This window comes from Pseudomonas marincola (assembly GCF_900682675.2).
Taxonomy (GTDB): Bacteria; Pseudomonadota; Gammaproteobacteria; order Pseudomonadales; family Pseudomonadaceae; genus Aquipseudomonas; species Aquipseudomonas marincola.
The window spans coordinates 2,419,711-2,442,513 of record NZ_LR215729.2; the positions used below are offsets into that span (position 1 = coordinate 2,419,711).

At 54.0% G+C, this 22,803-nt stretch carries 23 protein-coding genes, 4 tRNA genes and 1 pseudogene; 4 read left to right on the forward strand and 24 right to left on the reverse strand.

What is annotated here, in order from left to right; all coding sequences use genetic code 11:
* Positions 1 to 36: 36 nt before the first annotated feature.
* The 7 genes from PMYSY11_RS11220 to PMYSY11_RS11250 form a co-directional block, all read right to left on the reverse strand.
* Positions 37 to 582, reverse strand: coding sequence for a BREX protein BrxB domain-containing protein (locus PMYSY11_RS11220; protein WP_150549237.1), 546 nt, complete (start codon positions 580 to 582; stop codon positions 37 to 39).
* Positions 575 to 1,345: a hypothetical protein gene (locus PMYSY11_RS11225; protein WP_150549238.1), complete on the reverse strand. Its 771-nt coding sequence runs from the start codon at positions 1,343 to 1,345 to the stop codon at positions 575 to 577. The genes PMYSY11_RS11220 and PMYSY11_RS11225 overlap by 8 nt, the downstream gene beginning before the upstream one ends.
* Positions 1,342 to 2,238, reverse strand: coding sequence for a WYL domain-containing protein (locus tag PMYSY11_RS11230; protein ID WP_150549239.1), 897 nt, complete (start codon positions 2,236 to 2,238; stop codon positions 1,342 to 1,344). Before PMYSY11_RS11230 ends, PMYSY11_RS11225 begins: the two co-directional genes overlap by 4 nt.
* Before the next feature lie 235 nt (positions 2,239 to 2,473).
* Positions 2,474 to 2,680 (reverse strand): hypothetical protein, encoded by a 207-nt coding sequence (locus PMYSY11_RS11235; RefSeq protein ID WP_150549240.1) that lies wholly within the window; start codon positions 2,678 to 2,680, stop codon positions 2,474 to 2,476.
* 38 nt (positions 2,681 to 2,718) lie between these two features.
* Positions 2,719 to 2,943: a hypothetical protein gene (locus tag PMYSY11_RS11240; protein WP_150549241.1), complete on the reverse strand. Its 225-nt coding sequence runs from the start codon at positions 2,941 to 2,943 to the stop codon at positions 2,719 to 2,721.
* A 468-nt stretch (positions 2,944 to 3,411) separates the two neighbouring features.
* Entirely contained in the window at positions 3,412 to 4,068 is a 657-nt protein-coding gene (locus tag PMYSY11_RS11245) for an inovirus Gp2 family protein (RefSeq protein WP_057391023.1), read from the reverse strand.
* A 301-nt stretch (positions 4,069 to 4,369) separates the two neighbouring features.
* Positions 4,370 to 4,564, reverse strand: a complete 195-nt coding sequence (locus tag PMYSY11_RS11250; RefSeq protein WP_003279762.1) for an AlpA family transcriptional regulator — start codon at positions 4,562 to 4,564, stop codon at positions 4,370 to 4,372.
* 380 nt (positions 4,565 to 4,944) lie between these two features.
* Between PMYSY11_RS11250 and PMYSY11_RS11255 the strand changes: the two genes are divergently transcribed.
* Positions 4,945 to 5,829 (forward strand): hypothetical protein, encoded by an 885-nt coding sequence (locus tag PMYSY11_RS11255; RefSeq protein ID WP_079743725.1) that lies wholly within the window; start codon positions 4,945 to 4,947, stop codon positions 5,827 to 5,829.
* Between the two features lie 118 nt (positions 5,830 to 5,947).
* A pseudogene (locus PMYSY11_RS11260) lies at positions 5,948 to 7,029 on the forward strand (IS3 family transposase).
* Positions 7,030 to 7,464: 435 nt separating this feature from the next.
* Here PMYSY11_RS11260 and PMYSY11_RS11265 read toward each other — a convergent pair.
* The 11 genes from PMYSY11_RS11265 to PMYSY11_RS11315 all read right to left on the reverse strand — a co-directional run bounded on the left by PMYSY11_RS11265 (position 7,465) and on the right by PMYSY11_RS11315 (position 17,068).
* Positions 7,465 to 7,541 (reverse strand) — tRNA-Pro (locus PMYSY11_RS11265).
* A gap of 89 nt (positions 7,542 to 7,630) precedes the next feature.
* Complete coding sequence (locus PMYSY11_RS11270) at positions 7,631 to 7,987, reverse strand: MerR family transcriptional regulator (RefSeq protein ID WP_069900302.1); 357 nt, start codon at positions 7,985 to 7,987, stop codon at positions 7,631 to 7,633.
* A complete protein-coding gene (gene ihfA / locus PMYSY11_RS11275; RefSeq protein WP_069900301.1) occupies positions 7,968 to 8,270 on the reverse strand; it encodes an integration host factor subunit alpha in 303 nt (100 codons plus the stop codon). Before ihfA ends, PMYSY11_RS11270 begins: the two co-directional genes overlap by 20 nt.
* Before the next feature lie 3 nt (positions 8,271 to 8,273).
* Positions 8,274 to 10,652, reverse strand: coding sequence for a phenylalanine--tRNA ligase subunit beta (pheT, locus tag PMYSY11_RS11280; protein WP_150549243.1), 2,379 nt, complete (start codon positions 10,650 to 10,652; stop codon positions 8,274 to 8,276).
* Between the two features lie 38 nt (positions 10,653 to 10,690).
* Complete coding sequence (gene pheS / locus PMYSY11_RS11285; protein WP_150549244.1) at positions 10,691 to 11,707, reverse strand: phenylalanine--tRNA ligase subunit alpha; 1,017 nt, start codon at positions 11,705 to 11,707, stop codon at positions 10,691 to 10,693.
* A 97-nt stretch (positions 11,708 to 11,804) separates the two neighbouring features.
* Positions 11,805 to 12,161 (reverse strand): 50S ribosomal protein L20, encoded by a 357-nt coding sequence (gene rplT, locus PMYSY11_RS11290; RefSeq protein WP_010489095.1) that lies wholly within the window; start codon positions 12,159 to 12,161, stop codon positions 11,805 to 11,807.
* A 26-nt stretch (positions 12,162 to 12,187) separates the two neighbouring features.
* On the reverse strand, positions 12,188 to 12,382 hold the full coding sequence (rpmI, locus tag PMYSY11_RS11295; RefSeq protein ID WP_069900298.1) for a 50S ribosomal protein L35: 195 nt from the start codon (positions 12,380 to 12,382) through the stop codon (positions 12,188 to 12,190).
* Positions 12,383 to 12,442: 60 nt separating this feature from the next.
* On the reverse strand, positions 12,443 to 12,994 hold the full coding sequence (gene infC, locus PMYSY11_RS11300; protein ID WP_170827758.1) for a translation initiation factor IF-3: 552 nt from the start codon (positions 12,992 to 12,994) through the stop codon (positions 12,443 to 12,445).
* Positions 12,994 to 14,916, reverse strand: a complete 1,923-nt coding sequence (thrS, locus tag PMYSY11_RS11305) for a threonine--tRNA ligase (protein WP_150549245.1) — start codon at positions 14,914 to 14,916, stop codon at positions 12,994 to 12,996. The genes infC and thrS overlap by 1 nt, the downstream gene beginning before the upstream one ends.
* Before the next feature lie 450 nt (positions 14,917 to 15,366).
* On the reverse strand, positions 15,367 to 16,650 hold the full coding sequence (gene umuC / locus PMYSY11_RS11310; protein WP_150549246.1) for a translesion error-prone DNA polymerase V subunit UmuC: 1,284 nt from the start codon (positions 16,648 to 16,650) through the stop codon (positions 15,367 to 15,369).
* On the reverse strand, positions 16,637 to 17,068 hold the full coding sequence (locus PMYSY11_RS11315) for a LexA family protein (protein WP_150549247.1): 432 nt from the start codon (positions 17,066 to 17,068) through the stop codon (positions 16,637 to 16,639). The genes umuC and PMYSY11_RS11315 overlap by 14 nt, the downstream gene beginning before the upstream one ends.
* A gap of 287 nt (positions 17,069 to 17,355) precedes the next feature.
* On the opposite strand from PMYSY11_RS11315, the gene PMYSY11_RS11320 reads away from it, so the two are divergent.
* Positions 17,356 to 17,934 carry a nuclear transport factor 2 family protein gene (locus tag PMYSY11_RS11320; RefSeq protein WP_150549248.1) on the forward strand — a complete coding sequence of 193 codons (579 nt, stop codon included), beginning with the start codon at positions 17,356 to 17,358 and terminating at the stop codon, positions 17,932 to 17,934.
* A gap of 118 nt (positions 17,935 to 18,052) precedes the next feature.
* Here PMYSY11_RS11320 and PMYSY11_RS11325 read toward each other — a convergent pair.
* The 6 genes from PMYSY11_RS11325 to PMYSY11_RS11350 form a co-directional block, all read right to left on the reverse strand.
* Positions 18,053 to 18,126, reverse strand: a tRNA-Cys gene (locus tag PMYSY11_RS11325).
* Between the two features lie 39 nt (positions 18,127 to 18,165).
* A tRNA-Gly gene (locus PMYSY11_RS11330) sits at positions 18,166 to 18,241 on the reverse strand.
* Positions 18,242 to 18,309: 68 nt separating this feature from the next.
* On the reverse strand, positions 18,310 to 18,870 hold the full coding sequence (gene pgsA / locus PMYSY11_RS11335; RefSeq protein WP_069900292.1) for a CDP-diacylglycerol--glycerol-3-phosphate 3-phosphatidyltransferase: 561 nt from the start codon (positions 18,868 to 18,870) through the stop codon (positions 18,310 to 18,312).
* A 33-nt stretch (positions 18,871 to 18,903) separates the two neighbouring features.
* Positions 18,904 to 20,727, reverse strand: a complete 1,824-nt coding sequence (gene uvrC, locus PMYSY11_RS11340) for an excinuclease ABC subunit UvrC (RefSeq protein WP_150549249.1) — start codon at positions 20,725 to 20,727, stop codon at positions 18,904 to 18,906.
* Positions 20,727 to 21,371, reverse strand: a complete 645-nt coding sequence (gene gacA / locus PMYSY11_RS11345; protein WP_069900290.1) for a response regulator transcription factor GacA — start codon at positions 21,369 to 21,371, stop codon at positions 20,727 to 20,729. The genes uvrC and gacA overlap by 1 nt, the downstream gene beginning before the upstream one ends.
* A gap of 423 nt (positions 21,372 to 21,794) precedes the next feature.
* Positions 21,795 to 21,882, reverse strand: a tRNA-Ser gene (locus PMYSY11_RS11350).
* 173 nt (positions 21,883 to 22,055) lie between these two features.
* Between PMYSY11_RS11350 and PMYSY11_RS11355 the strand changes: the two genes are divergently transcribed.
* On the forward strand, positions 22,056 to 22,721 hold the full coding sequence (locus PMYSY11_RS11355; RefSeq protein ID WP_069900289.1) for a Bax inhibitor-1/YccA family protein: 666 nt from the start codon (positions 22,056 to 22,058) through the stop codon (positions 22,719 to 22,721).
* Positions 22,722 to 22,803 lie beyond the last annotated feature (82 nt).

The following is a 22,803-nucleotide window of genomic DNA, read 5'->3' on the forward strand; positions in this document are numbered from 1 at the left end:
CGCTATTCAATTCAAAACGGCAATGTGTGCCGGTATTCAGTTGTCTGCAGTAATGGCGGTGGCCTGATAGCCCCAGCCATCGCGGGCATCCAGCAGGCGGTAGGTGTTGTTGACGTACTCGCCGGGGAACATCACCAACAAGCGCCCGGGCACGTGCTCGGCCAGCTGCTTAACGAAATCAGAGACCGAGGCAAAGCCGAATAGCGTGCCGCAGCCAACCAAGGCCACCAGGGTGTTGCTGTCGGCCTGATCCTTGATGCGCTCAGCCAAGTCCGTTACCGACTGGCGAGCGAAGGTTTTGTATTTCGGGGGGAGGCTGTCCGGGTCCTCGAAATAGTCTTCTCGGTACTTTTGCTGTGCCATCCAGTCTGGAAACAACCGAGTGATGTCCAGCTCCAGCCAGGGGTGGCCGGCACTTTCGGTAGCCAGCCGAAACTCTTCGATACGGGCACGCAGCCTGAGCTCGTCTTCCTTGTGGTAGACGGCAAAAAGCACCCGCTGCTCGTTAGCCAGACCGCTGATCCACGGCAGGCTGATGTGGTTGCTGTAGCTTTTCAGCAGACGGTTTAGGCGGTTACTCATGCAGCCAGCCCTCCTCTTCCTTGGTCAGGTAGTCGGGGAAGGTGACTTCCACGACCTCACTGGAATGTTTGAAATTCAACAGACCGTTGTAACTGGCCTGGCGGGCCAGCTCTAGCAGGCGCTCTTGGCGGCAGCCAAACAGCTTGGTCCATTCGGTGTTGAACAGGCGGTTACCACTGGCGCCCTGTAAGTAGCCAAGAAACAGTGCAAAGGCGACGTTGACCGGACGAATTTCGGGCTCGGAGCGATGTTTTTTACTGCGACCTTGTAAGAAGCCCGCGTTGGTCCAGGTACCGTTCACGTTCTGAGCCAAGGACTTGAGCATGGCCGGGCTGTAGCGATCAGGAAACTGCTCTTCGAAGGCTTGCTCCATCTCTTCACGCGGCAGCAGCTGGCCCGGGGCCAATCCCACGATTTTGTTTTGCGACAGTCGCAGCAGTGGATCGCGAGCAAGGGCCATTTGGCAGGTCAATAAAGCACGCGCACGCTCGTCGCTCTCCCACAGGCGGCGGAAGGTACGAAAGAGCACGACCTCCTTATCCATGGCGTACAAATCCACCAAATGGCGCCACGTCAATTTGCGGGCTTTTTCAGTGGGCTTATGCAGGACGTTAAAGAGCTCAATATCCTCCTGGTACTGGTCTGCACTGGCATCAACGCCACGGCCATGAAAAAGCTCTGTTAACTCAGCGAGCATCATGGTGCGTGCAGAGTGCGCGCCGTTGCGGCCAAATTTGAAACCAAACTTCTGCTGTGCAGTCATGAATGGACTGTCTCCAGGCTAAAACCGGGGGCAATGGCGAGGTTGACCTGCTTGGCGACACCGTTAGGATCGCGTAGTGCCAGTTGGTACTCATCTGGATTCAGACGGGCATCAGGACTGCAATCGACGCCCCAGCGGCGCAAGAGGTAGCCCGCAGTAGCAGCCCGTACAGATACATGGATGGATTGGCCTGCTTTCAGCCCATAGTCCAGCTCAATGGCGCGGGCATAACGAGCGTTGGGATGAGGTACCAACTCCAAAACCACTTCATGATTCCATTCTCTATCCTGCCCTCTGGCCTCAACGGCTTCGTCTATTCCGCCGGGCACCTCATCGCTGGAGGTAATGCGGGTTAGTACAAAGTCGCGAAACTGCGCATGCGTCCTGCAGTAAGCTCGGACATGCCAGCGCAGACCTGTATTGACGAGGCTGTGTGGAACGATTTCTCGACTGGTCTCTCCGCTGCTGACTGACACATAACTGATCCTCAACGCTTTGCCGGCATAAATGGCTCGAGATACCGAAGCCAGCGTCTCAAGATCGGGCTGATTCAGGGTAGGCGCAGCGTCAACCACAATGACTTGAGCGCAAGCTTCTAAGCCGACACCTTGGCCAAGGGTCAGAGTTTGCAGGGTGTGCTCACAGTCGTAGGTGAAAAGCGGCTGAAATACCGCAGTGCGGCGATACACCTTCTCGCGATGGTCATAGTCGAGATTTGCCGGTGCTAACTGCCGGTAAAGGGTGAAATCGCGTGTTGCGTTAGACCGTGCGATTCCAAAACACTGCACCAGATCTTGCCGGCTCACCTGCCCACGAAAACGCACCAGAAAGTCGATCTGCCACAATCGTTCGCGCTGATTAGGCGAAGTGTCTTTTAGCGCGATATCGGGCATACGAAGGGGCCTACTCCAAATGGCTCAAGCAATTATGCTAAAAATGATGATAACGAAGTGAGGCACATCGAACCAGCAGCATTTACACGATGCATATCAGGCATTTTTTCCACAAACGAGGCATGCCCCCTACTTAATGCCGCGTGAGACTGATGCGTTCAAGGCGCGCCACAACACGACTTTCTTCCAGGCGGATATGCACACCGGGAATGCTCAAGCGGTGACCGGTAGGCATCTAGCCGGCTGCATCTTCAAAGGTGTGAAGATTGACCAACTCCATCACCTGCTCAATGCCCTCATACCAAGGCATAGCCACCAGCCCAGCGCCCTCAACTGCCGCTGGAAAATACTTGCGCATACGCGCCAGCTCACCCATGCAGGTTATTACACCTTCCTGACGCGCCACGTAGCAGGGTGCGAGCAATTCGAAGTCCTTCGCCATCTGACGTCAGCTCGGCACAGACTGCGACCATTACTGACTTATTCATCCCACGTTCCATCGTTATCCAGATCCCTATCAATACCTTCGGCCGACTCGTCCCAGAGTCCGTCGTTGTCGAGGTCGCGATCAATACCGCCGGCGTCATGGTCCCAGCTGCCGTCGTTATCCATGTCTCGATCCTGAGCCTGAGCACTGACCAGCAAGAACACCGCTAATCCGGCGGCCAGCCATTGCAGGGCATCACAATGTTTTCTTCGACTCATGGCCTTGCTCCCTTCACGTCAGCAGCAAGCGCCGCCGACTCATCCAGTTGCTACAACATCGCAGACGCTGACGCCAGAACCTACTGCCTGGCTCTGGCCCACAATGACCCCGGTCGCTGCTATGCAATCCAAGACTCCGCTTTACGTAGCCGCTGCCTGGCTGAGATACGGTAATGAGTACCGGCGAGATACAAGCACTACTGATTGACCTGGACGGTCTAGCTCGCGAAACAGACCGCGCGGAAAGAGGGATTTAGCGAAAAGCTCAAGATCGACTCTGCCAGCTATCTGATCAACCAGGCAGCGAACCTGAAAAGCGCCTGCTGATGGAAGTGATCCACAAGGCACAGGCGGCGCTTGGAGCAAGCTCCTAGTCATCCACCCGGTGCCATAGAGACTCCCCAACCTAACCTGCCAGGGTTATTTGAGCCCAGCCGGGCCCAACGCAAGCGACAGTACTATGGGGAATCAGAGCCTACTTGCGTCGAAACCATGCTGGCCATTCCCGTAGACCTTGGTAGCAACCTTGCAGAGGTAGCTGGCCCTATAGAAAAAATCAGCCTGACTCTGCGGATCATTACGACGTAGGCAGTAGGCAGAATTGGCCGGTATCTCCACCAGCCCTCTGACGGCCTCCACTGATAAGCCCAATGCACTTGCCCACGCCTGTTCGAGACGATTGAACATGTTGTCCCTTCCTGTCTCAAATTTACCGAGGGCATTAAACGCATCAAAATTCAGCAAAATAGCCATGTGATAGTGTGGCTTTCCATTCGACCCAACTTCCCGCGCCCATACGAATCGCACAATGCTGTCATGTGCATATTTGTTCTCTTGGCGTGCCTTTTTCCGACTATTGGAAATCTTCGCCTTGAGCGACTTTATAAAGCGCTCTATTACCTTATTCGTGCAACGGTCTTCTGGGAGAGTGATTCCAACGGGAAACCTCAGGTCAATCCTAAAAGCCAAAACCCTAGAGTACTGCTGAAGAGCATTATCAATCACACCACGAAGCCCTTCTAGATACTGCTGAAAAAATGGCCCCTTATCGCCCTGGACTGGCAGTCCACAATAGTCACTTCCATAATGAATGAGTAGATTTTTGTTTTGATGATGACGCAACATTACTTAACACCTCACTGTTAGATTCATATACTTCTAACAGTAAGTAGATTTTAACAGGCATCAATCTTCAACCCTATGAATAGCACTTGTGGGTGCCATTCATATACCAGTAATCATACTACTAAAGCATACTACCAATACCGAGAAGAAAAATTCATAAAACCCAGGAAATCAGACAAGCCTACACAGACAAACACCATAGAAACTTCAAACTAACTACTCGCGTAAAATATCACCACAGTCGGGCTCGCCCCGACTGTGGTGACAACCAACTACTTACAAGAACAGCTGGTGCTTCACCTTAAGCAACTTCTTGAATATCTCGCTCTGCCACCCTTTCCAGTATCCATTCAGACACCTCACCCTCCAGCCAACCCACGCTTCTTCCTCCCAAGGGAATTGGCTTCGGAAACCAACTTTCGGAAACATACTTGTAAATTGTGGAGCGCCCGAGACCGGTCATCTCCATTACCTGCTGCAATCGAATTACTTTCATGATGAGCTCCTAACTTGACTCATCAGATCTGGCTTCCCCGTACTTTTTTACACGCCGCCAAGCCCTCCCTACCGAACAACCACCCGCACAGCCCTTCTGCACGTGGCTTTCTCTGTAACTAGAAAGCGAGGCCGACGATCAAAGCCAGCTCCTGATCGCACGGCGCGGCAACGCACCCACCACCAACCTAGCCACAGGACACTGAATCGACCTGAAAAGACGATTCAGAACGCTGCCCCATCCGTTAGCCCCATGTATACTGCACCTACGACTGATTAAAACCTCTATGGAACCATTAAAATACACCCGAAACACAACATAAATTGACCTAAAATACCACTGCAATTCTACTAGAGTTTAAATTATAAAGAGCTTACGTCATGGCTAGCGCAATCAACGACAGACTCCAGAAAACGCTGAACGGTCTCAATGTAGATAGCAGGCTAAGTACTTGGCTATGGCTCTTACTGAAGAGCCAAACCTCGCACGCCGCTCCTAGGAAACCAGAGGAACTAAAGGAACTCGTGAAAATCGGGGAACTCGGCAGCCCTGGCATGCGAGATCGTATGGCAGATCTCATCCAGAAGACTCAAGGAAGCGTAGAATTTATTGAGGAAAATAGCGCCTTATTCTTGCTGCCAGAAAAAGATTTAGAGTGGATAACAAACAATAAAAGACAAAATTTATTTATATCTAGAAAGCTTATTGAAAAATACGGTTATCAGCCCATCCTGCCGCCAACCAACTTGACGGGCAGAGATTTTACCATTGCCATGGTGGATATATGGGCAATAGAAAAAACCCACAAGTCATGGAACATCAATCAAATAAAATTTGAATGGGAACAGCACTCGAGATCAGACCAGATATTCAAATGGTTTGATGGCAGCGACATCGAGCAAAGGCTAGAAACCGCATGGGTAATAACTAAAAAGAAATTCCCACTCCTGGCATACCAAGAAAACGCCCCAAAAGAAAAAGAAGAATTTATAATCTTACTCGAAACCCAGTCCATTACCACATCAGATAAAATACTACTCATGGAGTCCATCAAGAAACGATGGAGCCAAAATAAATATCGAGCAAAATTAACAGGAAAAAAGCAATACAACTTCATCCTATCTGAAAAGGCAATTAATCGCCTTGACAAGCTAGCGGACAAATATGATTTAAGAAAAACCGAAGTACTGGAAATACTTCTGCAAATGGAAGAGGAAAAAGGAATTTATATTCCAGAAAGGAAAGCACTAACTAAATTGACCTAGTGAACTGTTTGCATGGTTCGTTAATCTTTCAGGAAGGTTATGCTGTGCGCCCGACGTTTCCCCTGATTTGAGTAGCGCTCAGCTTTAGAGTCCAATCCCAGTAACCAGGAGATAGGACATGAAAAAACGTTTCACAGAAAAGCAAATTATTGGCTTCCCGCGCGAAGCAGAGGCTGGACTGCCGATCAAGGAGCTGTGTCGTCGGCACGGCTTTTCAGAGGTCAGTTACTACCTCGTAGCAAGTTTGGCGGGATGAGTGTGTCGGATGCCAAGCGCCTGAAGGAGCTGGAAAGCGAAAATGCCCGGCTGAAGAAAATGCTCGCCGAGTCGATGCTGGAGATCGAAGTCACCCGCGAGGCGTTGCGCGAAAAAGTGGTGAGCGCACTCTCCCGTCGCGAGCTGGTGCGCCACATGACGGCACGCGGCTTGAGTGAGCGCCGAGCGCTTCAGGTGATGCGCATGAGCGCCAGAGGCTGTGCAAGCGCATTGTGGCCCTGGGACACCGGCATCGTCACTATGGCGCCGCGATGATCTATTTGAAGCTGCGCCAGGCTGGTGAGGTAGTCAACCACAAGCGGGTGGAACGTCTGTATGCCGAAGCCCGCTTGCAGGTGAGAAGGCGTAAGCGCAAGAAAATCCCGATTGCAGATCGACAGCCGCTGGGCCGCCCTCGGGCCGCCAACCAGGTCTGGTCGATGGACTTTGTATTTGATCGCACGGCTGAAGGGCGTGTCATGAATATCCTGACAATGGTGGATGATGCCACCCATGAGGCTGTCGCCATCGTACCGGAAAGAACGATTGGCGGGCTTTCGTTGACGCGCATCCTGGATGCGTCTGGCCATGTCACGCGGTCTGCCCAAAGCCATCCGCACGGATAACGGCAAGGAATTCTGTGGTCGGGCCATGCTGACCTGGGCTCATCCGCGAGGTGTACAGCTGTTCCTGATTGAACCAGGTAAGCCCAATCAGAATGCCTATATCGAATCGTTTAACGGGCGCTTCCGTGACGAGCGCCTGAACGAGCACTGGTTCACCAGCCCACCACACGCCCAAGTGGGCGTCGGAGCGTGGCGACGGGAATACAACGAGGAAAGGCCAAAGAAGGGTCTCGGCGGGTTAACCCCGTCTGCCTATGCCAAGCAACTGATCGCGAAAGCCGTTAAATTGATCCAGGACTCTAAAGCCAGCTGCTACTGAAGACGGGAAGACGTCGGCCAGCCGATACGACTTTAGTGGTGACTGATGTCCGTCACTTAATGCTGGAGGTCATTGAGAAACGCCCGTCAAGCGGCGCCCCCTGCCTGCCTAGTCATTGCGATCGCGATCAAGCACTACGGAGAGGAATGCCGTACAGCGCAATACCGCCCACCTCAAGAGTTCTGACGATTGGCTGAGTCACTAACTTAACAAGGCGACAGTGCCCAGTTTGAAAGGGCGCGCGCCCCGTCTAACAGACCTTTCATTGCCACGCGAAAAAGATCTCCATACAGACAGCTCTGCAAGACCGAGGCGCGCAAACTTTAGAAAATCAGCAGTGGGGCAAAAAGTGGGGCAAAATTCAGAGGTAGGCAAAATCCATCTACCATAAAAAAATCCAGTCACCGCTAAGTGACTGGATTTTCTAGGGTTTTTTGGTCGGGACGGAGTGATTCGAACACTCGACCCCTAGCACCCCATGCTAGTGCGCTACCGGACTGCGCTACGCCCCGACTAGTTGAGAATCCGTTTCCGTATCCTCGAAACTGTCGCGAACTATACTATAAGCTTATGAAATTTGTAAACTTTTTAGTTTAGCCCGCTACTTTCGCAAGACCACCAATACGTCTTCCAGCTCGCTGATCATTTGTTTGATCATCTGCTTGTATTGGGTTGTATCGTCCTTGGCTTCATCGCCGGACAGGCGCTGGCGCGCACCGCCGATGGTGAAGCCCTGGTCGTACAAAAGCGCACGGATCTGGCGAATCATCAGCACGTCTTGGCGCTGATAATATCGCCTGTTTCCGCGGCGCTTGACGGGGTTGAGGTGAGGAAACTCTTGTTCCCAATAACGCAGAACGTGCGGTTTGACCGCACAGAGTTCGCTGACTTCGCCGATTGTGAAATAACGTTTGCCGGGAATAACCGGCAGTTCGTCGTTATGACTTGGCTCCAGCATACGCTTCAACCCTGGCTTTAAGTTTTTGGCCTGGGCGGAAAGTCACTACACGGCGAGCCGTGATAGGAATTTCCTCCCCTGTTTTTGGATTACGACCGGGGCGCTGACGCTTATCGCGCAGATCGAAGTTGCCGAACCCCGATAGCTTGACTTGTTCGTTGAGCTCCAGCGCTTGCCGGATCTCTTCGAAAAACAGCTCGACCAATTCTTTGGCCTCGCGTTTATTCAAGCCTAGCTCTTCATACAGACGTTCCGCCATTTCAGCTTTCGTCAGAGCCCCCATACGCTAGTTCCTTAACGTGGCGTTGAACCTTTGTTCCAGCGAGGTGAGAATCGTTTGCGTTGTGGTACTCACCTCATCGTCATTAAGAGTGCGCGAAGGATGCTGCCAGGTCAAGCCAACTGCGATGCTTTTTCTATGCGGATCAATGCCTTTACCGTGATACACGTCAAATAGCCTGAGGTCTGTGAGCCATTCCCCTGCTGTTTCACGGATTAAGCCCAGCAATGACGCGGCTGGAACCTCACGATCGACGACCAATGCAAAGTCGCGACGCACTTCCGGGAAGCGCGACAATTCCGCAAAAGCCGGCATACGACCCTGAGCCACTTCACTCAGAACCAGTTCAAACATGAACACAGGCTGGTCGAGACCCAGCTTCTTGGCAAGTTCCGGGTGAATGGCACCCATGAAACCAACCAGGCGCCCTTCTCGCTCAATGCGTGCAGTTTGGCCCGGATGCAGCGCTGGGTGTTCACCCGGCACAAAGCTGAATGCATCGCCCGCGCCGGCACTGGCCAGCAACGCTTCCACATCGGCTTTGAGGTCGAAGAAATCGACCGCTTCACGACCGTGCGCCCAGCCTTCCGGCAAGCGGCTGCCGCAGACAACACCGGCCAGCATGGCTTCTTGCTTGAGGCCTTCAAGCTGACCAACAAAACGCAGGCCGCTTTCGAACAGACGTACACGCGACTGCTGACGATTGAGGTTGTGCTCGAGCGCCTTGATCAGGCCCGGCCACAGCGACGAACGCATGGCGGCCATGTCAGCAGAGATCGGATTGGCCAGCAACAGCGGCTCAACGCCCGGATTGAACAGAGCGAACTGTTTCGGGTCGATGAAGCTGTAGGTGATTGCTTCCTGATAGCCGCGCGCAACCAACAGGCGGCGCAACGCTGGTAGCTCAACCTGCGCTTCGGATTTAGCTTGCGGCGCCAGACGCGCTTGCGGATAACGAACCGGCAGATGGTTGTAACCATACAGGCGGGCCAGTTCTTCGATCAGGTCAACTTCAAGGCTGATATCGAAGCGATGGCTTGGTACCGTTACCTGCCAGCGGCTTTCGCCATCCGCAGTTACGCCAAGACCCAACGCCGACAGCAAGCGCGTGATTTCCTGATCTTCAATTTTCAGGCCAAGCATTTGTTCGACGCGATCGGCGCGCAGGGTAATCGGCGCGATATTCGGCAGATCGTCCTGACTGGTGACGTCGATGATCGGGCCCGCTTCGCCGCCGACGATATCCAGCAGCAATTGTGTCGCACGCTCCATCGCCTGACGCGCCAACTGCGAGTCAACACCACGCTCGTAGCGGTGCGATGCATCGGTGTGCAGGCCGTATGAACGCGCCTTACCCGCCACAGAGATGGTGTCGAAGAATGCGCTCTCAAGGAACAGGTCACGGGTCTTGTCGCTTACACCGCTGTGCTCGCCACCCATTACGCCGGCAATTGCCAGGGCGCGTTGGTGGTCAGCGATAACCAGCGTGTCGGCGCGCAGGCTGACTTCCTGACCGTCGAGCAACACCAGCTTTTCGCCCTCTTCTGCCATGCGCACACGAATGCCGCCATTCAGCTCGTTGAGGTCAAAGGCGTGCATTGGCTGGCCAAGCTCGAGCATCACGTAGTTGGTGACGTCGACTGCCGCATCAATGCTGCGAACGCCGGAGCGACGCAGACGCTCAACCATCCACAACGGCGATGGCTTGCTCAGATCGACATTGCGCAATACACGGCCCAGATAACGCGGGCACGCTTTGCTGGCCACTACTTCAACCGGCAAGACTTGCTCGTGAGACGCGGCTACTGCTGCAATTTCCGGACGGGTTACCGGCGTGTTGTACAGCGCACCGACTTCACGCGCCAAACCGGCGAGCGACAGGCAGTCGCCACGATTCGGCGTCAGGTCGACTTCGATGCTGGCGTCGTCCAGGTTCAGGTAAGCACGAATGTCTTCCCCAACCGGCGCATCGCCCGGCAATTCCATCAGGCCGTCGTGGTCTTCGCTGATCTGCAGCTCGGCAGCAGAACACAACATGCCGTTGGACTCGACGCCGCGCAGCTTGGCCTTCTTGATTTTGAAGTCGCCCGGCAATTCGGCGCCAATCATCGCAAACGGGATCTTCAGGCCGGGGCGCACATTCGGCGCGCCGCACACCACCTGAAAGCTCTCGCTGCCATTCGATACCTGACAGACACGCAGTTTGTCTGCATCTGGGTGCTGCTCGGTGCTCAGCACCTCACCCACAACGATACCGCTGAACTGGCCTGCTGCCCCTTCAACGCTATCAACTTCAAGGCCGGCCATCGATAAACGCGCCACCAACTCGTCACGAGTGGCCTGCGGGTTTACCCAGCTACGCAGCCATTGTTCACTGAATTTCATCCTGCTCTCCTAAGACTGTTCGATGACGGGAATGGGCACTAGCGAAATTGCGCCAGGAACCGCAGGTCGTTATCGAAGAACAGGCGTAAGTCATTCACGCCGTAACGCAGCATGGCCAGACGCTCAACGCCCATGCCGAAAGCAAAGCCCGAGTACTTCTCAGGGTCGATGCCACTCATGCGCAGTACGTTTGGATGAACCATGCCGCAACCCATGACTTCCAGCCAACCCGTTTGCTTGCACACGCGGCAACCTTTACCACTGCACATCACGCACTGCATGTCGACTTCAGCCGAAGGCTCGGTAAACGGGAAGAACGAAGGACGGAATCGCACGCCCAGCGGCTTCTCGAAGAACACCCGCAGGAACTCTTCAATCGTACCCTTGAGATCAGCAAAGCTGACGCCCTCATCTACCAACAGGCCTTCTACCTGATGGAACATCGGCGAGTGGGTGATATCGGAGTCGCAGCGGTACACGCGGCCCGGACAAACGATCCGGATCGGTGGTTGTTGCGATTCCATGGTGCGCACCTGCACAGGTGATGTGTGCGTGCGCAGCAGCATGTTCGCATTGAAATAGAAGGTGTCATGCATTGCCCGCGCCGGGTGATGGCCGGGAATGTTGAGCGCCTCGAAGTTGTGGTAGTCGTTCTCGACCTCGGGGCCTTCAGCAATGCCGTAGCCAATCCGAGTAAAGAACTCCTCTACGCGCTCCAATGTGCGCGTTACCGGATGCAAACCGCCAGTGCTCTGACCACGACCGGGCAAGGTCACATCAATGCGCTCAGCCGCCAATTTGGCGCTCAGTGCAGCGTGTTCCAGCGTTTCCTTGCGTGCATTGAGCGCGGTTTGCACCTGTTCTTTTGCCGCGTTAATCAGCGCGCCAACTTTCGGCCGTTCTTCAGCCGAGAGGTTGCCCAGGGTCTTCATCACCTGAGTCAGCTCGCCTTTTTTACCCAAATAGTGAACCCGCAGTTGCTCCAGGGCATTCACATCTTCGGTGTTGCGCACGGCCTCAAGCGCTTGCGAGACCAGCACATCCAGATTTTCCATTTACAGACTCCAGATACGAAATAGGGGAAGAGCCGTGAAGCTCTTCCCCTATTTTGGTGACGTTCAACACTGAGCGAACCCAGTGATTGTCGGGGACTTAAGCCAGTTCGGCTTTCGCTTTCTCGACAATTGCAGCAAACGCCGCTTTTTCGTTCACTGCCAGATCAGCCAATACCTTACGGTCGATCTCGATGGAAGCTTTTTTCAGGCCAGCAATGAAACGGCTGTAAGACAGACCGTTTACACGTGCGCCAGCGTTGATACGAGCGATCCAAAGGGCACGGAACTGACGCTTCCGCTGACGGCGGTCACGGTAGGCGTATTGGCCTGCCTTGATCACAGCCTGCTTGGCAACACGGAATACGCGTGAGCGTGCGCCGTAGTAGCCTTTAGCCAGTTTCAGAATTTTTTTGTGACGCTTACGAGCAATTACGCCGCGCTTTACACGAGCCATGAGTTATTTCCTCTACCTAACCTAAATTATCGAACGCGCAGCATGCGCGCCACTTTTGCCACGTCAGACGGATGCACCAAGGTGCTACCGCGCAGATGACGCTTACGCTTAGTGGACATTTTGGTCAGGATGTGGCTCTTAAAAGCGTGCTTGTGCTTGAAGCCTGAAGCAGTCTTCAGGAAGCGCTTCGCTGCACCGCTCTTGGTTTTCATTTTTGGCATGTTCGGATACTCCGCATTCAGTTAATAAATATAATCTCAAGGCCTGCCGTGCCCAGTAGATTACTTCTTCTTTTTGGGGGCGATGACCATTATAAGTTGGCGTCCTTCCATCTTCGGGTGCTGCTCAACGGTGCCGTATTCAAGCAAGTCACCTTCAACTCGCTTCAACAACTCCATGCCCAGCTCCTGATGCGCCATCTCACGACCGCGGAATCGCAATGAAACCTTGGCCCTGTCCCCCTCACTAAGGAAACGTACCAGGTTGCGTAGTTTTACCTGGTAATCCCCTTCTTCCGTCCCTGGACGAAACTTGATTTCTTTGATCTGTACTTGCTTCTGATTCTTCTTCGCCGCTGCTACCTGCTTCTTCTTTTCGAACAGGTGCTTGCCGTAGTCCATGATGCGACATACGGGGGGCAAAGCGTCAGCAGAAATTTCTACCAGATCCAGCTTGGCCTCTTCAGCCACGCGTAGCGCTTCTTCAATAGAGACGATGCCAATCTGCTCGCCTTCAGCGCCAATTAAACGAACCTCGCGTGCCGAGATATTCTCATTGATCGGCGCTTTTGGTGCAGCTCGTTTATCTTGTCTCATTTCACGCTTAATAGTGATTACTCCAAATCTTGGCGACCACGCCGGGAAACCGCTTGCGTAACGAATTCAGCGAATTGGGATACAGACATTGAACCCAGATCGGACCCTTCGCGGGTACGCACAGCGACAGTTTGCGTTTCAACTTCCCTATCTCCAATAACCAAGAGATACGGAACCTTGAGCAAAGTATGCTCGCGGATTTTAAAGCCTATCTTTTCATTTCTCAAGTCAGACTTGGCACGAAAACCGCTTTCATTGAGAGTTTTTTCAACTTGAGCGGCAAAATCAGCCTGTTTATCGGTGATATTCATCACCACAGCCTGAGTAGGTGCAAGCCACGCCGGGAATGCACCTTCATAGTGCTCGATCAGAATGCCAATGAAGCGTTCGAAAGAACCCAGAATCGCGCGGTGCAACATCACCGGATGCTTACGGCTGTTGTCTTCGCTGACGAATTCAGCGCCCAAACGCACAGGCAGGTTGAAATCGAGCTGCAGGGTACCACACTGCCAAACACGGCCGAGGCAATCCTTCAGCGAGAATTCGATTTTCGGGCCGTAGAACGCCCCTTCACCTGGCTGCAAGTCATAAGCCAGGCCAGCGCTGTCGAGCGCAGAAGCCAGTGCAGCCTCGGCGCGGTCCCACAACTCATCTGAACCCACACGCTTTTCAGGGCGAGTCGACAGTTTGAGCTGGATATCGGTAAAGCCGAAGTCCTTGTACACATCCAGCGTCAGCTTGATGAAGTCAGCCGACTCAGCCTGCATCTGCTCTTCCGTACAGAAGATGTGTGCGTCGTCCTGAGTAAAGCCGCGCACGCGCATAATGCCGTGCAGCGCGCCAGACGGCTCATTACGGTGGCAAGCACCAAACTCAGCCAGGCGCATTGGCAGCTCGCGGTAGCTCTTCAGGCCTTGATTGAACACCTGCACGTGGCATGGGCAGTTCATTGGCTTGATCGCGTAATCGCGGCTTTCCGACTCAGTGGTGAACATGTTGTCGGCATAGTTAGCCCAGTGGCCCGACTTCTCCCACAGGGAACGATCAACCACTTGCGGGGTTTTGATCTCCAGGTAGCCGCTCTCACGCTGCACTTTGCGCATGTACTGCTCAAGCACCTGGTACAGGGTCCAGCCATTCGGGTGCCAGAACACCATGCCCGGCGCTTCTTCCTGAGTGTGGAAGAGGTTCAGGCGCTTGCCGATTTTACGGTGATCGCGCTTTTCAGCTTCTTCGATGCGCTGCACATAAGCCGCCAACTGCTTCTTGTCAGCCCAGGCAGTGCCGTAGATACGCTGCAGCTGCTCATTCTTTGCATCGCCGCGCCAGTAGGCCCCGGACAGCTTGGTCAGCTTGAATGCCTTGAGGAAGCGAGTGTTCGGCACGTGCGGGCCGCGGCACATATCTACATATTCTTCGTGATAATACAGACCCATGGTCTGCTGGTCCGGCATGTCATCAACCAGACGCAACTTGTACTCTTCGCCGCGGGCCGCAAACACATCAATCACTTCGGCGCGTGGAGTGACCTTTTTGATCACGTCGTAATCTTTCTCGATCAGCTGCTGCATGCGCTGCTCGATTGCCGCTACGTCTTCCAGAGTGAAAGGACGCGGCGAGGCGATATCGTAGTAAAAACCTTCTTCAATGACCGGGCCGATCACCATCTTGGCGTCCGGGAACAGCTGCTTCACAGCGTGTCCAACCAGATGCGCGCAGGAGTGACGAATAATCTCGACGCCTTCCTGATCTTTCGGGGTGATGATCTGCAGCGTTGAGTCCTGCTCGATCATGTCACAGGCATCAACCAGCACGCCGTTGACCTTGCCGGCCACGATGGCCTTGGCCAGACCTGCACCAATAGACTGCGCCACCTCGAGTACGGATACCGGGTGATCGAATGGACGTTGACTGCCGTCGGGAAGAGTAATGATGGGCATGGCGCCTCCTCTCCTAGTGGTGACCTCTACCAAAGGCCACATGGGTTGGGATGAGCCAGTAAGCGCTGCGGCGATATTCCTGCCGTACCGTGGCAAGGGCAATTAGCCAACCGAACCGTAGCGCAGTCACTGGAAGTTTTAAGTGAACATTCGTGAAACGTGACGCGGGCGCAGCCAAAAAATGCGGCTACTGCAAACAGTCTCTTGATAAATCACCTTATATAAAGTGCCTATCTTATTGATTAAAAACAACAAACAAGACTATTTGATGACAAATCGAGCGTTACTATAACACATCCACAGCAAGCCCTTGGCAGATATCCATTCACAATCCGGCGCGCACAGAAGCGTGCCATTCATGCAAGGCCAAAACCAACGGCCAGCCCAGCGCCAGGCCTTAGCGCCTTCATCAGCCTTCCGCTGGGATTAATTGTGAGATGCCATGCAGGCTTACTTGGCGTAGACCGTCCACAGCTGATCAAGACGAGTCGTGTAACTCAAGCTCATCAACTCGCGACGCATCGCCCATGCCGGTGTTGCCGGCACGCCGCCTGGCCGCATAGTGCCCTTCCCCCATTTACCGTTGATAGCGTCAAGCACATGCATCACCTTCTCTGATTCCGCAGGCTGGGTGATGCTAAACATGTCATCAGTGAATTCACCACGCTGGCGTAGATCCAGCAGCAGCACCTCTGCCTTGCTAAACGCATAGCCTTCCCTAAAAACCTGCTCAAGCCCAGCGACGGCAGCTTTGGTGATTTGCCGGGTATCGTCAGTCGGGTAAGGCAGCTCACATATCACGCCGAGTGCAAACTTCGGCTCATCCGGATTGAACATACCCGTGCGGATACTCACCCTCACTTTTTTACACAGCGAACCCTGAGCCCTCAACTTTTCACACGCCCGCGCCGCGTAAGTCGCTACAGCCTCTCGAATAGGTTCGATGTGGTGCAGCCGATTACCAAACATCCGAGAACAGCAAATTTCCTGTTTAGGTGGCGCTACATGTTCAAGCTCAAGGCAAGGCACCCCTCGCAGCTCCCGGGCTGTTTTTTCGATGACCACGCTAAATTGTTTGCGCAGAGTCCAGGCATCAGCCTGCGCCAAGTCCCAGGCAGTACGAATATTCATACTATTGAGGTGCGCTGTCATTCGACGCCCCACTCCCCAGACTTCACTCACGTCGATGGCCTTGAGCAATTTGTCACGCCTGTCCGGGTCGCGAATATCAACCACCCCACCCGATTGCCGTATCCATCGTTTGGCGGCGTGATTGGCCAGCTTCGATAGCGTCTTTGTTCCTGCGATGCCCACGCCGACGGGAATACCTGTTGAGCGCAACACCCGAGTGCGTATCTCACGCCCGAGCATTTCGACGCTAGCGCCTGCTATGCCGCTAAGGTCGGCAAACGCTTCATCAATTGAATACACCTCAAGCGCCGGTACCAGCGACTCAATCACGGTCATGACCCGCTGGCTCATATCGCCGTACAGCGCGTAATTGCTGCTGAACGCGACGATGCCGTGCTCCTGCAGCTTGTCCTTAATTTGAAAGTAAGGCTCACCCATCTTGATAAAAGGCTTGGCATCAGCCGAGCGCGCAATCACGCACCCATCGTTATTCGATAAGACAACGATGGGCGTACGCGCCAGATCAGGCCTGAATACCCGCTCACAGCTTGCGTAAAAACTATTGCAGTCGATCAACGCAAAGATCTGCTCAGGAGATGTCATGGCAACGCACACTGAAACGCACCACACCCCACACGCTCAGCTCGTCGTTCTCCATGATGTAGCGCGGCGCGAACTTGGTATTTTCCGAGCGCAGCACCACTGACGCACCTTCACGGCAAAAGCGTTTAATCAATGGCTCGTTGTTCAGAGCGGCAACAACGATTGCGCCATGCCTAGCTTCTCGAGAACGATCAACGATCAACAGATCTCCGTCATCAATGCCGGCCTGAACCATGCTGTCGCCCGCCACCTTCACTAAATAGGTATGCGGTGCTCGCAGGTTAAACAGCTCATCTAATGAGATTTCCTGCTCCAAGTGGTCCTGTGCAGGGCTTGGAAAGCCCGCAGGCACCCGAAAGGCGAAGTACGGATAAAGCACACCCTCAAAAGCGAGGTGCCCTAAAAATTCGATGGTCATACTGCAAACCCATTTACTGTATACGCATACAGTAAAGCACATCTGAGCCAATCATAAAAAGCCGGCCACCGACCAGCGGAAATGAAAAGCCGCCCAAGGGCAGCTCATTCAGCTAATTTGCTTTGCTCTGCGACTCCTCGGCCACCACCACGAAATAACGCATATGCCGTAAGTCCATAGCGCCTCGCCATTTTCAGTTTTTAGGATTAATCGTTCATATCAATCTATTTGATTTTTTACCCGCGCGAGAAGATGCTCGAAAGTCTAGGCAATTTAAGGAGCGCGCTGTGCAAACTTATATTGAAGACCGACTGCAAATCACTGACCTCATGAATGGCTGGATTCACCGCGATCTTGAGCAATGGCAGCAATTGGCTGACACGTTTCATCCCGATGGAATTATCGAGATCACATGGTTTGAGGGTCCGTTCACAGAATTCATCGCCGGGTCTAAACGGATGGGTGGCTCCGACCTGCGCACAAAGCACCTGATCGGCGCTCCAGTCGTCACATTCAATGGCGCCAAAGCAATTGTCGAAACCAATGCGGTGATCATTGCAGAGAATGCTCAGCTTAACCTCGGCTGCGCCGTGCATAACCGTTTCTATGATCGCGTTGAAAAGCGCGAGGGCCTTTGGAAAATAGTCAAACGCCAGAGCATTTACGACATGGGGGCCTTCACATTCCCCTCAGGACCGGTAGAAGTTGATCGCGCGGTAGTAGAGAAATACCCGCGTGAATATGCCGCCCTTGCCTATCTGCTGGAAAAAAGTGGCTTCCCACTCAGTCGCGTATTTGCCACACGCGGCAGCGGACAGGAAAGCAAGATAAAGGAAGAAGGTAACGCCTGGCTGAACACTGACTAAGGCACGTAAGCGCCGATGCAGATAACCCAAGTGCCCCAAGATTGCCCCAGGTAGCCTGGATTAAAATTCTGCAGACAGAAAAAAGCCCCGTAGACGATTGATCTACGGGGCTTTTTATTGGAGGCTGAGGTCGGAATCGAACCGGCGTTCACGGATTTGCAATCCGGTGCATAACCACTCTGCTACTCAGCCTTGAAACTAAACAGGCCGTCATTAACGGCCCGTTGAAACTGGAGCGGGAAACGAGACTCGAACTCGCGACCCCGACCTTGGCAAGGTCGTGCTCTACCAACTGAGCTATTCCCGCTTGTCTTGGTGACGGGCGCCATTCTATATGACCAGCGCCCGGCGTCAACCCCTTGATTCAAAAAAGTTTTATTTCTTTTCAGCGGTCGGGCTCAGATGCGGCCAGGCAGCCATCAAATAATGCACCATCGACCACAATGTCAGCACTGCAGCCACGATCAACAGCAGATACCCGCCCAGCACCCAGAGCGTGAAATGTGGCGGATTGCCGAGCAGAATAACCAGTGCAGCCATTTGCGCTGCGGTTTTCCACTTGCCGAGATTGGAGACTGCTACGTGCGCCCTTGCGCCGATTTCAGCCATCCATTCACGTAAAGCGGACACCACAATTTCGCGGCCGATAATAATCGTCGCCGGCAGCGTCAGCCAGAGGTTGCCGTGCTCGGCGGCAAGCAGCACCAACGCCACCGCAACCAGGAGCTTATCCGCTACCGGATCGAGGAATGCGCCAAAGGGTGTGCTCTGCTCCCAGCGCCGCGCCAGATAACCATCCAGCCAATCGGTTACTGCAGCCACACTGAATACCGCGCTGGCAGCCCAATAGCTCCAGGAAAACGGCAGATAAAACATCAGCACGAAAATCGGTATGAGGATGACGCGCAGCACAGTTAACAGATTAGGTATGTTCATCGGGACATCGGGGCCTTGATGTGAGCCGGCATTCTACTCGCTGTGCAATGAGGCATAAATCAACTCTGCAAGCTTTTTACTGATGCCGGGTGCTTTGGCGATTTCTTCGCTGCTGGCTCGGGTGAGTTCTTGCAGGCCGCCGAAATGATTGAGTAGCTCGCGGCGACGCTTCGGGCCAACACCCGCTACACCTTCGAGGGTCGAGGTGCGACGAGTTTTGCCACGCCGCGCGCGGTGGCCGGTAATGGCGAAACGGTGCGACTCATCGCGAATCTGTTGAATCAAATGCAGTGCAGGGGAATGGCCAGGCAAGGTAAATTCGTGCGCAGCATCATTCAAATAAAGCGTTTCCAGCCCCGGCTTACGCGTGGTGCCTTTAGCCACGCCGAGCAGGATCAGATCCGGCACAGCCAGCTCTTCAAGCACTTCGCGGGCCATGGCCAACTGACCTTTGCCGCCGTCCACCAGCAAGATATCCGGCAGCTTGCCCTCGCCGTCCTTGATCTTGCTGAAGCGCCGCGTAAGCGCCTGATGCATGGCCGCGTAGTCATCGCCAGCAGTAACACCTTCGATGTTGTAGCGCCGGTAATCCGACTTAAGCGGACCTTCCGGGCCGAATACCACGCAAGAGGCAACAGTCGCCTCGCCGCTGGAATGGCTGATATCGAAGCACTCAAGGCGTTGCGGCAACTCGTCCATATCTAGCGCCTGAGCCAATGCTTCAAAACGTGCCGCCACATGCTGACGATCAGCCAGCCTTGCGCTCAGTGCCTGCTCAGCATTGGTCACTGCCAATTGCTGCCAACGCGCTCGTGTGCCACGCACCCGGTAACTGATGCTGAGCTGCCGGTCACGCGACTCACTGACGGCATCAATCAGGGTTGCGAAGTCTTCATGCTGTGCGTTGACAATCAATTCATCCGGCAAGTCGCGCTCGACACTGCCCAGATAATATTGAGCGAGAAACGCCAGCAGCACATCGGCGCCCTCTTCCTCGATGGCCACCTGCGGAAAGAAATTCTTGCTGCCCAATACCCGCCCGCCACGCACAGAGATCAGGTGAACGCAGGCCCCACCCGGGTTAACCATGGCGGCAACCACATCAACGTCGCCGTTGCCGCCTTCCATGCTTTGCTGATCCTGCACACGACGCAGCAGTGCGATCTGATCACGTAACTCGGCCGCACGCTCAAACTCAAGCTTCATCGAGGCGGCCTGCATGGCGCTGCCGAGTTCATCCGTCAGGGCGTTACTTCTACCCTCCAGAAACATGGTCGAGTGACGCACATCGGTGGCGTACTCTTCTGGCTCGACCAGCCCTACGCACGGGCCTTTACAGCGCTTGATCTGATATTGCAGGCACGGGCGCGTGCGATTCTTGTAAAAGCTGTCTTCGCACTGGCGCACCAGAAAGGTCTTTTGTAACAGACTCAGGCTTTCACGAATGGCGCCGGCACTGGGATAAGGCCCGAAATAGCGACCCTTGAGCTTTTTCGCGCCGCGATGAATGCTCAGACGCGGAAACTGACCATCCGAAAGGAACACATACGGATAGGACTTATCATCGCGCAGCAGAATGTTGTACGGCGGTCGCCATTGCTTGATCAGCGTCTGCTCTAGCAGCAGCGCTTCGGTCTCGTTGGCGGTGATGGTGGTTTCGACCTGCGCAATCTTCGCCACCAGCGCCGCGGTTTTTGGCGCAAGCCCGGTGGTGCGAAAATAGCTCGCCAGACGCTTCTTGAGATTTTTCGCTTTACCGACATACAGCAGCTTAGCGTCGACGTCGAACATCCGGTAAACACCGGGCCGACCGCTGCAAGTTGCTAGAAACGCGCTGGCATCGAACACGTTAGTCATCAGTTGGAGGCATCGACCATGCCGTGACGAACGGCGAGCAAGGCCAGCTCGACATCACTGTTAATGGCCAGCTTTTCGAAGATCCGATAGCGATAGGTGTTGATTGTTTTGGGTGACAAACACAGCTTGTCAGAAATGCTCTGAACCTTTTGACAGCCGGCAATCATCATCGCGATTTGAATTTCACGATCAGACAACAGGTCGAACGGCGATGCATTTTCAGTGGGCTGGAATGACTTCAGCGCCAACTGCTGGGCAATTTGCGGGCTGATGAAGCGCTGGCCCATAAAGACCTGGCGAATGGCCTGAACCATCTCCTCAAGTGCTGCGCCCTTGGTCATGTATCCCGCCGCACCCGCTTGCAGCAAGCGCGTTGGAAACGGGTCTTCCTCACAGGCCGTCACTGCCACGACCTTAAGGTCTGGATAACTGCGAATCAGTTTGCGCGTGGCTTCCAGGCCGCCGATGCCAGGCATCTTGACGTCCATAAGCACCACATCGGGCCTCAACTCGCGCACAAGGCGCAAAGCTTCTTCGCCTGAGTCAGCCTGACCGATCACTTCAAGGCCATCGATATCGGCCAGCATGCGCGTAATGCCCATGCGAACCAGATCGTGATCATCGACCACTAGCACCTTAATCAATCGACACCTCTCTGTACGTGAGCCGCATCTGTAAAACGGATAGCTTGTGCAAGGGTAAATAAGCACACACCAGGCAGATTGCCGTATCCACGAAAAATCACAAGCCCACTGCGTTAAACCACCGCAGCAAACTGCACGACGAGTGCGCAGTTGCGTATAAAAAAAGCCGCACAAGACGCCATAGACGCGAATCATTCCGAGCGCTTTTGCCTTGTATCCGCCGCCGTCTGGCTCATGCATTGACGCCAAGAAAAAAGCAGCCTAGCCCAGCAAATTGGGCGATTCATTCTACACCAATTGCCCAAGAAACAAGCGCTTATCGCCAAATGACGACCGAGTCATAATCTGCAGGCATAAAAAAACCTCCCCGAAGGGAGGTTTTTTTGAGGTGTGAATCGTGCAAACAATCCACAACTGGAAATATGGCGGAAGCGTAGAGATTCGAACTCTAGGACCTGTTACAGTCGACGGTTTTCAAGACCGTTGCCTTAAACCACTCGGCCACGCTTCCAATTGCATCACAGTGACAACCCAAAAGCGCTTCAGCACCTGTGTAACTGCCTGCGGGGCGGCATATTACCCGAATGAAATACGCTGTCAAATACTCTGCACTCATTTTTTTACATCCGGTGTTATGCTCAAGGTCGAATTGCTTATTGAGCGCCATGCAAACAGGAGTCTGCTATGCACCCACAAGATTACGCCCAGAACCACACGCAGGTAGAACAGCTAGAAGTTAGCCGTGTCCTGCGCAACACATACGGCTTGCTGGCTATTACGCTGGCCTTCAGCGGTTTGGTTGCGTTTCTTGCACAACGCGCCAACGTTGCCTATCCGAACATCCTTGTTGTGCTGGTCGGTTTCTACGGCTTGTTCTTCCTCACCGCCAAGCTACGCAACTCGCCTTGGGGCATCGTTTCGACCCTCGCCCTCACAGGTTTCATGGGTTACACGCTTGGGCCAATCCTTAACCGCTACCTGGGCATGAGCAACGGCGCAGAAGTTGTCAGCTCAGCATTCGCCATGACCGCTCTGGTGTTTTTCGGCCTGTCGGCTTACGTGCTGACCACGCGCAAGGACATGAGCTTCCTCAGCGGCTTCATCACCGCCGGTTTCTTCGTGCTGCTGGGTGCAATGGTTGCGGGCTTCTTCTTCCAGATCAGCGGCCTGCAACTGGCGATCAGCGCCGGCTTCGTGCTGTTCTCTTCAGCCTGCATTCTGTTCCAGACCAGCGCAATCATTCATGGTGGTGAGCGCAACTACATCATGGCGACCATCAGCCTGTATGTTTCGATCTACAACCTGTTCATCAGCTTGCTGCAGATCTTCGGCATCATGGGTCGCGATTAATCGCCCAGCTCAACAAAAAGCCCGCTTCGGCGGGCTTTTTCGTTTCTGTTGCGAGCATCTTGCGGCGTCAGGCTTTATCATT